The sequence below is a fragment of the Okeania sp. SIO2C2 genome, assembly GCF_010692625.1.
GTDB lineage: Bacteria > Cyanobacteriota > Cyanobacteriia > Cyanobacteriales > Microcoleaceae > Okeania > Okeania hirsuta.
Genome location: NZ_JAAHGM010000001.1, coordinates 17,249 through 32,309 on the forward strand (window position 1 = coordinate 17,249; position 15,061 = coordinate 32,309).

11 protein-coding genes and 2 pseudogenes are annotated in these 15,061 nt (G+C 35.7%); 5 read left to right on the forward strand and 8 right to left on the reverse strand.

What is annotated here, in order from left to right; genetic code table 11:
* Positions 1-86: 86 nt before the first annotated feature.
* Both F6K18_RS00090 and F6K18_RS00095 read right to left on the reverse strand, forming a co-directional pair.
* Positions 87-302, reverse strand: coding sequence for a hypothetical protein (locus F6K18_RS00090; protein ID WP_287276347.1), 216 nt, complete (start codon positions 300-302; stop codon positions 87-89).
* 427 nt (positions 303-729) lie between these two features.
* Positions 730-1,371, reverse strand: coding sequence for a DUF721 domain-containing protein (locus F6K18_RS00095; protein ID WP_287517525.1), 642 nt, complete (start codon positions 1,369-1,371; stop codon positions 730-732).
* On the opposite strand from F6K18_RS00095, the gene F6K18_RS00100 reads away from it, so the two are divergent.
* From F6K18_RS00100 to grxC, 5 genes are all read left to right on the forward strand, one after another.
* Positions 1,363-2,622, forward strand: coding sequence for a hypothetical protein (locus F6K18_RS00100; RefSeq protein ID WP_287517527.1), 1,260 nt, complete (start codon positions 1,363-1,365; stop codon positions 2,620-2,622). The genes F6K18_RS00095 and F6K18_RS00100 overlap by 9 nt on opposite strands.
* A 612-nt stretch (positions 2,623-3,234) precedes the next feature.
* Positions 3,235-3,360 carry a hypothetical protein gene (locus tag F6K18_RS00105; protein ID WP_287517528.1) on the forward strand — a complete coding sequence of 42 codons (126 nt, stop codon included), beginning with the start codon at positions 3,235-3,237 and terminating at the stop codon, positions 3,358-3,360.
* 72 nt (positions 3,361-3,432) lie between these two features.
* Positions 3,433-4,152: a PspA/IM30 family protein gene (locus F6K18_RS00110; protein WP_287517529.1), complete on the forward strand. Its 720-nt coding sequence runs from the start codon at positions 3,433-3,435 to the stop codon at positions 4,150-4,152.
* A gap of 458 nt (positions 4,153-4,610) precedes the next feature.
* Complete coding sequence (locus F6K18_RS00115) at positions 4,611-5,378, forward strand: PspA/IM30 family protein (protein WP_287517530.1); 768 nt, start codon at positions 4,611-4,613, stop codon at positions 5,376-5,378.
* Between the two features lie 1,141 nt (positions 5,379-6,519).
* Positions 6,520-6,837, forward strand: a complete 318-nt coding sequence (grxC, locus tag F6K18_RS00120) for a glutaredoxin 3 (protein WP_287517531.1) — start codon at positions 6,520-6,522, stop codon at positions 6,835-6,837.
* Between the two features lie 287 nt (positions 6,838-7,124).
* Here the strand turns inward: grxC and menD are convergent, their stop codons facing one another.
* From menD to F6K18_RS00155, 6 genes and pseudogenes are all read right to left on the reverse strand, one after another.
* Complete coding sequence (gene menD, locus F6K18_RS00125) at positions 7,125-8,882, reverse strand: 2-succinyl-5-enolpyruvyl-6-hydroxy-3-cyclohexene-1-carboxylic-acid synthase (protein WP_287517532.1); 1,758 nt, start codon at positions 8,880-8,882, stop codon at positions 7,125-7,127.
* Positions 8,883-8,947: 65 nt separating this feature from the next.
* Positions 8,948-9,643: a hypothetical protein gene (locus F6K18_RS00130; protein WP_287517533.1), complete on the reverse strand. Its 696-nt coding sequence runs from the start codon at positions 9,641-9,643 to the stop codon at positions 8,948-8,950.
* 193 nt (positions 9,644-9,836) lie between these two features.
* A pseudogene (locus F6K18_RS37190) lies at positions 9,837-11,462 on the reverse strand (SUMF1/EgtB/PvdO family nonheme iron enzyme); the annotation flags it as partial.
* Between the two features lie 81 nt (positions 11,463-11,543).
* The gene (locus tag F6K18_RS00145; RefSeq protein ID WP_287517534.1) at positions 11,544-13,037 is read right to left on the reverse strand and encodes an isochorismate synthase; all 1,494 of its coding nucleotides are present in this window, start codon (positions 13,035-13,037) and stop codon (positions 11,544-11,546) included.
* 389 nt (positions 13,038-13,426) lie between these two features.
* A pseudogene (locus tag F6K18_RS00150) lies at positions 13,427-13,600 on the reverse strand (zinc ribbon domain-containing protein); the annotation flags it as partial.
* A 12-nt stretch (positions 13,601-13,612) separates the two neighbouring features.
* Positions 13,613-14,614 carry a transposase gene (locus tag F6K18_RS00155; RefSeq protein ID WP_287517535.1) on the reverse strand — a complete coding sequence of 334 codons (1,002 nt, stop codon included), beginning with the start codon at positions 14,612-14,614 and terminating at the stop codon, positions 13,613-13,615.
* Positions 14,615-15,061 lie beyond the last annotated feature (447 nt).

The following is a 15,061-nucleotide window of genomic DNA, read 5'->3' on the forward strand; positions in this document are numbered from 1 at the left end:
AAAAAAAATTGGAGACAAACCTTGTTCTTATAGATAGAAGGGTATCAAGTACCCTCTTGAAAGAAACAAGGCTTTTAACTTTCATTTTAGGTAAAACTAACTACTTCCAAATTTTGATCGATTTGCTGATTCCAGATAGCTATGCTCTCAATATTTTCCCAGGATTTATTGAAGGGAGAAGAAGCTAATGAACAGGCTTTCCAATTACTTTCAACTGGTGTAGTTAACTTTTGACAAACACCACCACGTCTTCCTTCTGGTAAATAGTATCGGCAATTACGACAAACTAAAGTGGGTTTCATAAAAAATTTTCCTAAATTTAATTGAGTCTATCTTAATTATTTTGAATCCAAGAGACTCGTGGTTTTAATCTATTAAATCCATTGTGACACCTAGATTATGAATATCCCTATCAATTAAATAAAATTTATATTATTTTTATAATTACTTTATAAACAGAAACATTTATGTGAAATCTAGTACGTAAAAAATGTATGAATTAATACATTATTTCGGCAAACTTGATAGGGATCAACTTAAAAGACAAGTCAGATCGAAGTAAAATAGATAATATTTAAACCAAGTAATGGAAAATATTTTTGGCTTAAAGCCCATAAAGATAGACTCAAAAAACTATCAAAAATTTCTAGTCACCCACTTAATATAAAAATTAATGTTTTTGTCTTTTCAATTACATTTTAGGAGTTAAAATTATGAAATAATTAAAACTTAACTTGATGACCACTGTTTAGTGGCACAAATTGCACATACTGACCAACGTTGAATTTCTCCCGGGGGTGTAGGACATTGGCATTGAGGACATAGAGGTAAACCTTGAAAGCGGTTATTGATAGTTTTAGCCCAATTTTTAAATGTGGTTTGAGGGTTTTGATTTTTGTGAGTCGAATCTTCCAAGGTTACTTTTTGAGATTGAGGAATCATGCTAGGATGCTCTAGCCAATCATTTTTTTCAGTTTGCCTTGATTTATGAGAGTGAATTGTATGCCAGTGAGCAGCAGAAAACCTGATATTGTCTAGGGGTGTGGGTAAAAAATGATTGAGCTTATCTAAAAGTTGGGGCACCCGAAAACTAAGTTCTTGAGATAAAGCAGCACTAGATGTTGCAACATATAAAACTCCCCGGTCTATATATAGAGGCTTAGTTTGAGTAGCCATAACTCCTAACACTTGTTCCCAATACTCCATCAGTTTTAGAAACTGTTGTTGTTGGGTCGATCGCTCCATAATTTGGAGATAGCCTAAAATCTGATTGAGAGATTGAAAATCCATAGTCGTTTTACGATAGTTGGGACATTCTATCTCAAATATAAAATTTATTGAGTCGGTAACAGGAGTTCTCAAATGAGTCAAAGTTCTTTGGTTAAGTCCACGAAAAGCTCTACAGACCAATTGAATCCCACTTTGCAAGCTGTAATGGACAGTTTAGATGTACAACTAGAAGCAGAATTAACAAGATATCGCAAGTACCGCAGGCGAACAGAACAATCACAAGTTTCTCAGCAAAATAGTAATAAACAAATTTATAAAACACCCGAATTAATTTCTGTATCACCGGTAGATGACCAAACAGCATCCCCATTACCTTTATCAGAACCAAAATCATCACTAGAAGACTCTGAAATATCTGACACTTCCACTAACAAAAATTCACCAGTAGCGATCGAACCTCCAACTCCATCAGAACTTACTATGGCCAACAGAGGTGATGCAGAAAATCAGGATGGTGAGAAACAGACATCTCAACCAGGTACAGATAATTCCACAGCGCCAGATGACAACCTTGAATCTTCAGAACAACTTCTACAGAGTTTAGACAAATTAAAATCGCGTCGTCAGGAGCAACCTACTTACTTAGCAAGTTTGTTTACTCCTCTAGGAATAGTTTCCATGTTTCTATTTTTGATTTCTTGTACAACTTTGGGTTATGTTGTGATGAATCCATCAGGTCTGAAAAATCTTGGTTTAGACCGTTTGTTAAAAGATACTTCAGCTCAAAAAGATACAGATGATACTACTGGTGGTAATGGTCAAAATAGAGAGGACCAACCTTTACCAAAATCTCCTGACTTGGCATCTCAAGAATTTGTAGATTTAGATTTGAATACCCTAAGTAATGTTAATCCTAAATCTAGCCAGTTTCCATCTCCCACTGCAACATTGAAACCTGTGGTACCACCTCCAATATCCGGAAGTACTAATACTGTGGCACAACCTACTTATAAACCAAGGGCAGAACTTGATAATCTCAGCAGCACCTTATTGCCTCAGTCTACTCAATCTTCTAATCAACAATCTGTTGTAACTACTCCATCTTCTCCAGTACTATCTCCAACAGTAAAAAATTCTGACAGTTCTGAAATAACTACTCCTATACAGTCAGATAATGGTTGGTATTATGTTGTTGTAGATTATGTGAATCAAGAGTCTTTGTATAATGCACAGCAAATAGTCTCAGATGCTTATATTCGTGAAACGACTAATGGTATGAAGATACAAATGGGGGCTTTTTGGGACCCAGAAAAAGCAAAGAAATTTCTCCAAGAATTACGGCAGGAAAGAGTTGATGCGAAATACTATAAGTTACCACCTGAGAATTATTAAAATGACTTGGGCAAATAATTTTAGCTACCAGTCAGAATTGAAAAGTTAACTATGTTGAAGTAATAGGTAATATGATGTAGTTGATATGGATTGAAATATCACTACTAACTACTGAAAAAAGAATCAACTGGATACAGAGCTAAGAAACTTAACCCGTAGAAATGGAAAAATGCTTTGAGTCTGGCAAGCCTTCATCCATCAATAGACATCTCCTCCAAAAGAGGGAATAGGCAATAGATAATAGGTAATAGGGGAAATAATTGATAATTTATGGATAATAATTGATTTTATTTTTGATTCTTACCAGAGGTCTAATAGGCTTGTAATGCATCAGTTTTGACTTCTGCGAAGCAGTTAGCTTATTGACTACTAAATTATAGTGAGGTTTTTCACCAGATTTATATGACTCCTAAAGCTTATTTTCGGCGTTGCATATTTGGGGGATAAATTGTAGGTTCACATGAAAGAGTAAGTAGGCTTTACCTATTCCTAAAAAATTCATCCCTGAATTCAGCAGCCCTATTTTATTACTCAATTTACTATAGCAATAGACAGGTAGATTAGGACAGAGACTAATGATGCTCCAAATCAGGGGGGTAGTTGTGTATAGTAATGCTAAAGGAAGCACTGGGAGTGTGGGAAGATTGGGGAATAGGGAGTGTGGGGAACACCGGGAGTGTGGGAGAAATTAAAAATATATATCCTTACCATTACCATGCAGGACTACCATCAGGGTAAATGTTTTTCTCGCTGTTCCCTGCTATAGATAAATCAAAATATAATAAATAATAATGAAGAGGGATAGTCTTTATGGGACTTTTAGACCGTGTTTGGCGGGTAATTCGTGCTAATATTAATACTTTAATTTCTGGTGCGGAAGATCCAGAGAAGGTTCTGGAACAGACAGTGACAGATATGCAAAATGACCTGGTGAAACTACGCCAGGCAGTGGCACAGGCGATCGCTACTCAAAAACGTACAGAACGACAATGTTCTCAAGCTCAGTCTACTGCAGATGAATGGTATAGGAGAGCACAGTTAGCTCTGCAAAAAGGCCAGGAAAATTTGGCACGGGAAGCTCTAACTAGACGCAAGTCTTACCAAGAAACTGCTACATCAATGAAAGTTCAGGTGGAACAGCAAAAACAGGTAATGGAAAAGCTGAAGCAAAATATGAGACAGCTAGAACAAAAAATTAGTGAGGCTAAACTAAAAAAGAATATGTATATTGCCAGGGCACGTTCTGCTAAGGCCTCGGAAAAGCTAAATGAAATTTTGGGCACTGTGAATACTGGTAATGCTTTGAGTGCTTTTGAGAAGATGGAAGAGAAGGTAATGCAGCTTGAGGCTAAGTCTGAGGCGATCGCTGAGTTGGGAATTGATAGTTTAGAAAAACAATTTGCTTCTTTGGAAGAAGGTAATGATATTGAGACTGAGTTGGAGGCGATGAAGGCGGAAATGTTGCCTGGGGGAAGTAATTCTCAGTTACCAATTCAAGATAGTTCTAATCTCAGAAAAACAGAATCATAATTTGAAGATATATGGAATCAATTTACATGAATTATAGAGGTTTTCTTATTTGGGTTTAAACTATGAAGAAGAATCTGTCTTTTTACTTGAAGTATTCTAGCTACTCAAGATAACTAAGGTTCTGGGGATTCTTATTATACTGTTTTGCTTTAAACAAACTAATCTTGCTAAAGGACAAAGCAACAGACTTTTTCTCATCCAGCTAAACCCATCTTCAATATTTCAGTCTTAATATTTATGTCCGATGTTTTTCGTTGATACTTAATCTAAAAATCATTACCACTCAGCAAAGTCCTGATTTTTATGGGTAGTTCGCGGAGAAAGAAAGACTTAAAATGAATGTATAGCTATGGGGAGAGTATCCTTATCTATTACTAATGAAAAATTTGGCTTATAGTAGTTAGTATTGGCCAGTAAGAGCTAGAAGCTAAATTAAATATCAAAGGAAAAATAAAATTATGGGATTATTTGATAGAATTGGTCGCCTTGTCAGAGCTAATGTTAATGACATGGTAAGTAAAGCTGAAGATCCTGAGAAGGTTCTAGAGCAGTCTATTATTGATATGCAAGAGGATTTGGTGCAGTTGCGTCAGGCTGTTGCTAGTGCTATTGCTACTCAGAAACGTAGCCAACAACAATATAATCAAGCTCAATCTCAAGCTAATCAATGGTACTCCCGGGCACAGTTAGCTCTACAGAAGGGAGATGAAAATTTGGCCAAGGAAGCTCTACAGCGTAAGAAGACTTATTCTGAGACAGCAGACACTGTAAAAGTATCTTTGGACAGTCAAACAAGTCAGGTAGAAGTTTTAAAGCGGAATTTAACTGCTTTGGAAGGTAAGATTTCTGAAGCTAAGGCGAAGAAGGATATGCTGAAAGCGCGAATGACTGCTGCTAAAACTCAGGAGCAACTCAATAATACCATGGGTTCTCTGAATACTAGCGGGGCAATGGCAGCTTTTGACAGGATGGAAGAAAAAGTTTTACAAATGGAGGCCCGTTCCCAAGCTACAGCAGAGTTAGCTGGTGGCAGTGGTTTGGAAGAAGATTTCCGAAAGTTGGAAGCTAGTAGTGATGTTGATGATGAGTTAGCGGCTATGAAGGCACAACTCTCTGGAGGTTCTGTAAATCCGAATCCACTACCCGCGTCGAATCAGGGTTCAGCAGAAAAATCGGAGGTGGATGCTGAACTGGAAGATTTGCGTAAACAACTTGACAAAATGTAAGTTTTGTTTATTTTCTCAATGTGCTGATATTTCGGCAATACTTTGAGCCTTGATGGATATTATAGCGATTTTCAAATATATAGACTACAGTGGCCTCCTAATGGATACTCCCTAATCCAAGAGAATTTTGTAGTCTACTTAAATGAAAAGTGTTGTAAGTATAATCTGTCAAGGCATTTTTCTGTTAAATTACACAATTTTGGGCACAAATACTGAGGTTTTACTATTGGCATAGTTATCAGATTGGGCTATGTACTATATGGCAATAGACAGATAGGTTAGGACATAGAGTAATAATGATCTTTAGACAGGGAAATATTTTTCCCACTGTTTTCTGTTCCCTGGTATAAATAACTTAGATTTGCCTCTCCTCAATAAATCAGCTAAAAGTGATTATAGGACTATTAAATTTAAGCTCATTTATGTATTATTCAATAATAAGTAAAATTTATGCCTTCTACTTTCATTAAATATTTATTAACTTAATTATGTCTAAATTACGCTGGCTAATTCTCAGTTCTTCTGCTTCTGGATTTGGTCTTTGTTCAGTTTTATTCGCCATCTTTACAGTGTTTAATGAATTAAGTATTTTAAACGTTTTGGTGCTGATTTTGGTCTTAGTTTTTTTGATGCTTAATTTAGTATTTACAGCTCATTATTTTTCTCAAATTTCCCGAGAACTATACATTAGAGATAAAATGCAAACACAAATGAAGATGAGGGCTAAACCTACAAGGTATCGATATTAAATTTTGAGTCAATCATTACTGTAATATAGTTGTCGGGAATATGGAACAGACTATTTATAGTAAATACTTACTAAATTAGTACAATATCATGTCTGTTTAATTAGCGATAAAAAAAATATATTCTCACTTCAACGGCAAATCTTCCTCATTCTTCCTGCTCCCCACTCCCTGCTCCCTTATTCTTATTTATCAGTATTCAAACAGATATGATCTAATACAACAATCTTGGGCAAAATATTGATAGGTATATTTATAAAAAAAAGACACTTTTTATCAAGTCATAAAATTGCTAAATAAGGCAGAAGGTTAGTTTAAGTTGTTGCAATTTTCAGGAAAAATACGTTAAAAAGTATCTACACTTGCTAATTTATTACTAGGGCTAATTACTAAAAATGTTTGACTTTATTAATCCTATTCTTGGTCGTCATCCAGAACAAATTAAGGCTAACGTTGAAATTTATACTTGGCAAACTTGTCCCTATTGTATAAGGGCAAAACTTTTGCTGTGGTGGAAAGGTGTCAACTATACAGAATACAAAATAGATGGCAATGCAGCTGCCAGAAATACTATGGCTGAACGTGCGAATGGATATTGTACTGTGCCACAGATTTTTATCAATGACCAACATATTGGTGGCTGTGATGATATTTATACTCTAGATGGAAAGGGTGAGTTAGATCCTTTATTGAGTAAGCCTGCTGCTGCATAAATTTGGGATTATTTGAGAGTAAGAAAAAATTCAATTGTTATAGCGTATTATAGCGCTACGTGCTAAGGAATAGGGAACAGGGAACAGGGAATAGAGAACTGTAAAATGGTTTTTCCTGTGGAAACGCTCTGCGAATAAGATTGAAAAATGTCTTAACCAATTTTTGTAGTGGTATACACTTTAATTTATAGCAGTCGAAGCAAAGGGCGCGGACAGATCAAAAGCTTAAAACTCAGACAAAGTAATACTTTTCCTTCTTCCTTCTTCCTTCTTCCTTCTTTCTTCTGCTATTGCAATAAATCTGCTGCAAATTTATCTAAATTATCTAACCGCCATCTAGCATCTAGTTGGCGGTTTGTTTGTAATTCTAAAACTCTTATTCCACTACTTGGTAGAGTATTTAAAAGTTGTCGTAATTGCTGCCAAGAAGATATTTTCTGATGTTCTACACCATAAGTATTACAGAGATCAGCAAAATTAATATCTTGGGGAGTAGCAAAAAATTCTGTAAAAGGTGGTTCAAATTTAGCTATTGGTAGCATTTCAAAAATTCCACCTCCTTGATTATTAATCAAAATAATAGTTAAATGACCGACTAATTTATTTCTCAGTAAAAAACCATTAGTATCATGTAAGAGTGCTAAATCTCCTGTTAATAAAACACTGCTTTGTTGACGATGAGCAATACCTAAAGCAGTTGATAAAGTACCGTCTATTCCATTTGCGCCTCGATTGAAAAATGGCTTGATTTGGGAATTATTAGGAACCCAGAAAAATTCTACATCTCTGACTGGCATACTATTAGCAATAAATATTGGTGTACCTTGGGGTAATATTTGAGAAATTAACCAAGGTATTTTAGGTTCAAATATTTGATTAATTGCTGCCATTTTTTTGTCGATCGCCTCTCTAACTTTTACCTCGGCATTGCACCACAAATTTAAGTAATTGCCATCGGAGTTACTAGGGAAAAATTTAGGAATAAAAATTTGAGCTAGTTGTTCTACTGAAAGTCGTAAATTATTTGTCTTTCCATGGAGCGGGTCAAAATTATCATCACTTTGATGGATGATTAATCTGTGAGGGTTAGTTGTTTCTAGCCAAGTTCTTAATTGTTTACTTGTTGGTAATTCGCCGATTTGTAAAACTATTTTAGGAATAAGTTTTTGCGCTATTTCCTGATTCCTTAAAATTAAATCATAAGTGCTAATCAAATAGGGATTTAACCGAGAATAGTTTCTCAGAGGAGATAAACCTTCAGCTAAAACTGGGAACTTGAGAACTTGAGAAATTTGAGCGATCGCCTGACAATATTTTTGAGGATTTTTGGGTTGTGCTAAACCTGCAATAATTATGCCTTCGCCAGATTGAAGTTGATTTTTTAAATCTAATGTTAAGTCAATATTTGGCAAAAATTCTGTTGTGAAAATTGGTTGTACTGTAGCAAAAAAGTTTTGGGGAAATTGTGCTTCTAAAGCAATAACTTCTGGTTGGAGTATAGGAGGTAAAGGGTCTCGAAAAGGAATATTAAAATGCACAGGTCCAGGTGTCGGTAAAATTGTTTTTCTCCAACCATGAATAATTGTTTGTCTTAAATATTCAAGTATTTTTAGTTCTATAGAAGGCAAACTTAGTTCAACTTGCCAGTTGGGATAACTGCCATACAATTTAACTTGATCTATTGTTTGACCTGCATGACAATTTCGTAATTCTGGAGGTCTATCTGCCGTTAAAACTAATAGTGGGATACGACTTTCTTTTGCCTCTATTATGGCAGGATAAAAATTGGCAGCAGCAGTACCGGATGTACAGACTATTACCACAGGTCGATAATTTTTCCTTGCTATTCCTAAAGCAAAAAATGATGCAGAACGTTCATCAAGAATAGGAATAGTTTCGATTTTTGGGTGACTAGCGAAGGCAAATGTTAGAGGTGTGGAACGGGAACCAGGACTAATAATTGCTGTAGTTAATCCCAGATATTGTAATGTTTCTACTAAAATTGATGCCCAGACTGTGTTTATATTTCTAAAATCAATTGGCATTTTTGAGTTTTGAAGTACTGAAACAATAGGATATCAATTAACTGAACCTTCCCCTTCGTCTATGTCTAAGTAATTATTTCCTTTAGTTCTTTAATTTCCGACTTTTTCTTTTTGGCTTTAGACTTTTTTGGAGTCACTTCTGGAGGCGGACCATCATCTCCATCTGGAAAATATTTTCGCTCAACTATATATTCTGGTTCGACTTCAATCCACAGCCGGGCACCTCCAGCTTGACTTTTATTAGGTTGATGAGGTTGATAAACGATTTGGCAAGGTCCGTTAATTTTCAGGGCGTGGCAATATTTTTTTTTATCCCCCACTTTCACAGCAATTGCTGGATGAGAAGTTCCATTGTCTCGGTTGTAATCAATATTCTTCCGTAGAACATGAACAATAGTCTTGGCTTTGCGTTGAAGTTTATTCCAAGTAGGTTGTGGACCACGACTACCTGGTTTAATCTCTGGCATTCCCCGATGGTTAAGGGGAATCATCCAAAGTCTTTTGACTTTATAAGCACCTTGGACTCGACCTTGATTAAGTAGAGTTCGCAATCTACCTGTTGAGATATTTAGAAGAAAAGCTGCTTGTGTTGTAGTTGTTAATGAGATAGTCATAACTAAGACGTTATAGTTTTGAGATTTTGTCGTATGATTTTTGATTGAATAAATTAATTTTAAATTTTGAAATACAATTTCATAAGTAGCAAGATGGAGAGAATCAAATTTGGACTGTCTCAGATAAGCTGCGCTAACATTCTTCAACCCAACCTACTTTTAGTTGAGTAGTCTGTAGATCGCTTGACAATAAGACTAACATCTTAATCCGTACATCTGTGCCATAATCCACGTGAACGCCCAACCCAACCTACTTTAACCACACACAAGGATTTGGCCACGGATACAACGATGGATTTAGGTAAAGATAGAGAAAGGGAAAAAACAAAGGGGAAGAATTCTAGGAACGAAAGGCAGAAACGACCGGAACAAACGAGACAATCCGAAAACCCCTACTGCCACTGAGGTAGGGGGTATAGTTGAGGTCACGCCTGGCACACCGACAATCCCCAGAATAGTCGCCCCAGCAACTGCCACGGAGCAGTCTTGCATTACTATTTTTCCTAGTTTCCCAAGCACTTCCATCAGTAGGCGCTCTATCATAATTATCGTGCCAAACATCCAGACACCATTCCCAGACATTGCCGTGCATATCGTATAAACCAAAGGCATTGGGAGGAAAACTTCCTACATATGTTGTTTCTTGCCGATATTTTCCTTTAGGGGCATTGCCATAAGGATGCTTGCCGTTGTAGTTAACTAACTCAGACGTTATAGTTTCTCCAAAATAGAAAGGAGTAGTCGTCCCGGCACGACAGGCATATTCCCACTGACTCTCACTGGGGAGGGTGTAAATTTTCCCAGTTTTCTCAGATAGCTTTCGACAAAACTCTATGGCGTTATGCCAGTTCACATTTTCTACGGGGCGACTTCCTCCTTTAAAAGATGAAGGATTATTTCCCATAATGGCTTGATACTGGTTTTGGGTAATGGGATATTTGCTCATATAAAAAGGTTGGAGAGTAACTTGATGTTGCGAACTTTCATTAGAATTTCTTCCCGCCTAATTTTCTGGCGACCCCATGAGAAAACTTCCCCCAGGAATATAAACCATTTCTAATTTAATCTTATTATCCAAGTTTTCCATTTTTTGCCTGGCACTTCCCTGGGTACGATTAATAATTTTGCCAGAGTTGTTGACAGTAACTACTTCAAAAGTAAAGATTTCCCCTTTCGACTCCCGCTGCCTTTTTTCCTCAGCCTCTCTTTCTTGCCTTTCCCTTTCCCGCCTAATTTTTTCTTCCGCCTGACGTTGAATTTCCTGCCAAACACCCAGAACAATATCTCGACTTTTCACTGCCTCATTTAAACCCAAATTTATCGCCCGGTCATAATCATCAACCGCTTGCTGATATTCTCCTAATTTATAGTAGGCATTACCCCGACAATTATATGCCTGACCGTGACTATTATCTAACCTTATAACCATACTCAAATCACGAACCGCCTCTCGATATCTTTCCAACTGGATATAAGTCAAACCTCGCCGATAATAACCATCAGCAAATTTAGGATTCAAATCTATAACGTAGCCAAAATCAATAATTGCCTCCTGATATTTTTCCAGATTAAATTTCTCAATTGCCCGCTGGTAACAAGAATTTATTACACTCAACTTTTTCTCCTTAGCCAAACCAACCAAGCAGCGATTAACTTTAATAATAAACTCCTCATCCAGAGGCAGTAAATTTTCAGCCACTATGTAAAATTTTTCTCTGCCATTCTCGACGGAAAGATAACGGGAATTTAACCAAGACTCCCAGGCAAAATCCAACATTTTTTCTGCAAAAGTAGGATTAGATAAACCAGTTAAACCAAAAGCAATATCCACAGCAAATTCTGGTACTAATTCGCAGCGGTCTTTTTCCATTGCTCTGAGACTGCCAATATAACTTTCAACTACCATTTGAAACAGGTCGTCTGCCAAACGTCGATCTACAGAAAATTCTGTTTCTAATTTAGGGAGAGGTAATTATCAATTATTCATTATCAATTATCCATTATCCATTATCCATTATTGAACACTGTTCCCTGTTCCCTGCTATACTTACACTAAAGCTTTTAATAAAGTCTGAAGTTTTAGTTGAACTTCTGCTAATTCTTTCTCTGGTTTTGAACCAGCAACTATGCCTGCACCTGCATAAAGTCTGGTGCGGTCTCCGTCTATTAATGCTGACCTAATACCCACCACAAATTCCCCATTTCCTTGATAGTCTATCCAACCTATAGGTGCTGCATAAAGCGATCGCTCGAAGGTTTCAAAATTATGTATTTGTTGTTGAGCAGTATCTCTAGGAACTCCTGCTACTGCTGGGGTGGGATGTAGTTCTGCTAGGATTTCTAATAGATGAATATTTTGGGAAATTTCTGTTGTAATTGGTGTCCATAAATGCTGAATATTTGACAATTGTAGTAGATGAGGTTGAGATGGGTAATGAGGATTTAATCCTAAATCTTGGAGATGTTTAATAATAAAATCTATGACAAATTGATGTTCTCGTAAATCTTTTTCACTGCATAATAAATTCTTGGCTAATTTGACGTCTTGAGTGGAGGTTTTACCTCTGGGTGCTGAACCTGCTAAAGCGTCTGTAATTAATTGGTTATTATTAATACTAATTAACCTTTCCGGACTTGCGCCTATGAAGTTTTGACCTTTGCCATTACTGGTAGAAAATACATAGCAGTCTGGATAAATGAATCGTAAGTTGTTTAAAGACTTAATTAAGTTAACAGGGGTTTGAGAATATATGTCTATGGCGTGTGCTAAAACTATTTTTTTTAAGGAATTTGAGTTAATCAAATCTAGAGCGGAAGCTACTGATTTTTTAAAGTCCTGTAAATGATTGGGATTAATTTTCCGAAGATTTCCGCGAGGCTTGATTAAACTTGATAAAGAAGTATTATTTATTTGAGTAATTTGCTGGTATTTCTGCCAAATTCTCTGGGAAATATTTTTAATATTTATAGATGTAGTAATAACTGTATTAATAACAAGTATACAGCGATTATTTTTCTGAGTTATTTGCCACTGTGGCAAAAATATAGTTGCAGAAGGAAAGTGAGAGTTTATAGATGGTTTCTCCTGATAATTACCATTTTGAGAAATATGTAGATTGATTTGGGAATCTTGTTCAAAGAAAGTAAAACTACAAAAAAAGTGAGGACCTGAAAATGGTAAATGTGTTGCACCTAAAACAATTGTATTGTTAAGACATGACTGAATAAAAGCTCGAGCTTGTGAGAAACGGTTCCCACTCGTAACAGTCAAGTGGGTAGCAGCATCTATAGCAGCGATCGCTAAGGTATTTTTTTCAGTATTTGTTTTTCCAATAATTTGTTTTTCGAGATAAAAATGTAGTTGATGAGGTTCACAAATTTCCTGCAATACTACTAGGGGATCTACTGGTAATATTTCCACAGAAATACTAATGACTTTTTTCTGTACCTGTTCCGTTAATGTCTGTTGACAATTTAACAGAAACTGATGCAGGTCCTGGCAGCTTTGAAATAGATTAACAGAAGTGGGTATTGCAGGCATGAAAAAAAGAATCGGAAATTTTCACTGAATATTAAGAGAAAGTGATTGGTAGGGCTGTTCAATTACTAAATATGGCCCAATTTATCCCCTAGTTTTAATTAAAATTATCACCTTTATTTATATTAGACCCCATAGTTATGGTCAAAATTAAATCTTTTTCCCTCCTTTTTTTGCATTTCTCTTTTCTGTTTTCTTTTTGAGACTTTGACATATAGTTAGCGCCAGGCTATTGCCAAGAGCTTTAAGTTTGGTTTTTTGACACTCCCACCGTTAAATCAAAGATTATAACGGGGGATTCTTGATTTAATGACTCTTATACTAGGTAACAAATCAAATAAGCTGAATTGTACCCCCGTCAGACCGTCTCCACAAGCTCTCTTGCTCCGTCTTTACGCTGAGGGAAACTCAGCGCAGGCGGTGCGCTTTTCTTTAACGGTGTGCCCCACCGCTATTAATCCTCTATTTCTGATTACTTTTGCAGCAGCTACATCACGATTAACCTGACAACCACAGTTGCTACAATTATGTTTTCTCTCAGCAAGTTTTTTCTTGTTTAAATAACCACAATTTGGACATTATTGAGATGTATAATTCTTATCAACCTTGGCATAATATTTACCTCTTTTCCAACAAACATAAGGTAATATTTCATTAATAAACTTACCTATTCCAGAGTCTAGAGATTGCTTTCTAACAATACCTTTAGACCAGGAAGTAAAGTTAATATCTTCAACAAAAGTATTATCTGCTAAATCACAAAGTTGATGAGCTAATTTAAAATGCCAGTCACGTCTAGTATTAGCTATTATTTCATGTAAGCTAGCTATTTTATTCTGAAGCTTTAACCAATTACTTGACCCTTTAGTTTTATTTTTAAGTCTACGTTGCAGCAATTTAAGCTCGCGTAGTTGACCTAACAAAAACTTAGGTGATGTAAACAATTTACCTGTAGAAGTTGCTACAAAATTTTCTATTCCTGCATCTATCCCTAAAGACTTTTTTCCTACTGGATTATCTGGAACTAACTCTGATGATTGGAAACTAACCATCAAATAATAACCACTAGCTTTTTTAAATATCCTAGCTTGTTTAGCTACCATATTTTCTGGATATGGTCTGCTTTGCCTTAATTTAATCCAACCTAACTGAGGTAGTTTAAATCTGTTATTACCCAAGCAATTCTTTAACATTGCTGGAAAGACAAAACTCCTCATCCTCTTCTTGAATCTAGGAAAACCTCTTCCTAAACTTTTCATATCAACAAATGCTCTATCTAAAGTTTTTAAAGTTTGTTGTAATACTTGAGCATTAACTGACTTTAACCTAGGATTAGTTTTCTTAGCTACTGTTAAACTTTTAGCTTGACAATTATAATTAGGGTAGGGAGCATCAGCAGGAATAATATATTCAGAAATAATTGAACAACTATTAATCAGTGATTTTCTTGAACTTAGCCAGTCTTTCCGCTCTCTCAAAGCATAATTGTATACAGTTTTGCAAACATCAAGAATCTGATTAATTTCTGCTTCTTGTTGTTTTGTAGTTTTGAGTTTATACTGGTAAGTTAAAGTAATCACGTTGACGGTTTTTTTTGTTTCCTAACCTATTAATAATATCACACAATATTATTAATTACAAACCTTATTAAATATCTCAAAAACCTAGATCAAAGGATTCGCTACCGCTCAATTAATTTGCGTTTTTGTAATTCATCTCACCGCTATAATCTTTGATTTAGCGGGAGTCCTCTTTCAACATTCTCTGATAGAGGATTATTCAGAACAACTAGAAAGGCCAAATTGAATCAAATGTAAAGGAAAAATAAATTACATAATTTTTTGTTAAGTTTTCTGCATAACTCGGAAATTAAAGTCTTAAGAGATGAACAATTGTTGTGAGCGAAAAATATTTCTGAAGTATGTTTATCATTATCTATACTTAGGGTTGAGAAGTTTGTCACAACTGATTAAACTATGACAATCAACGAGCATAACTATTGCCACAATCAAAGATTAATTATCAAA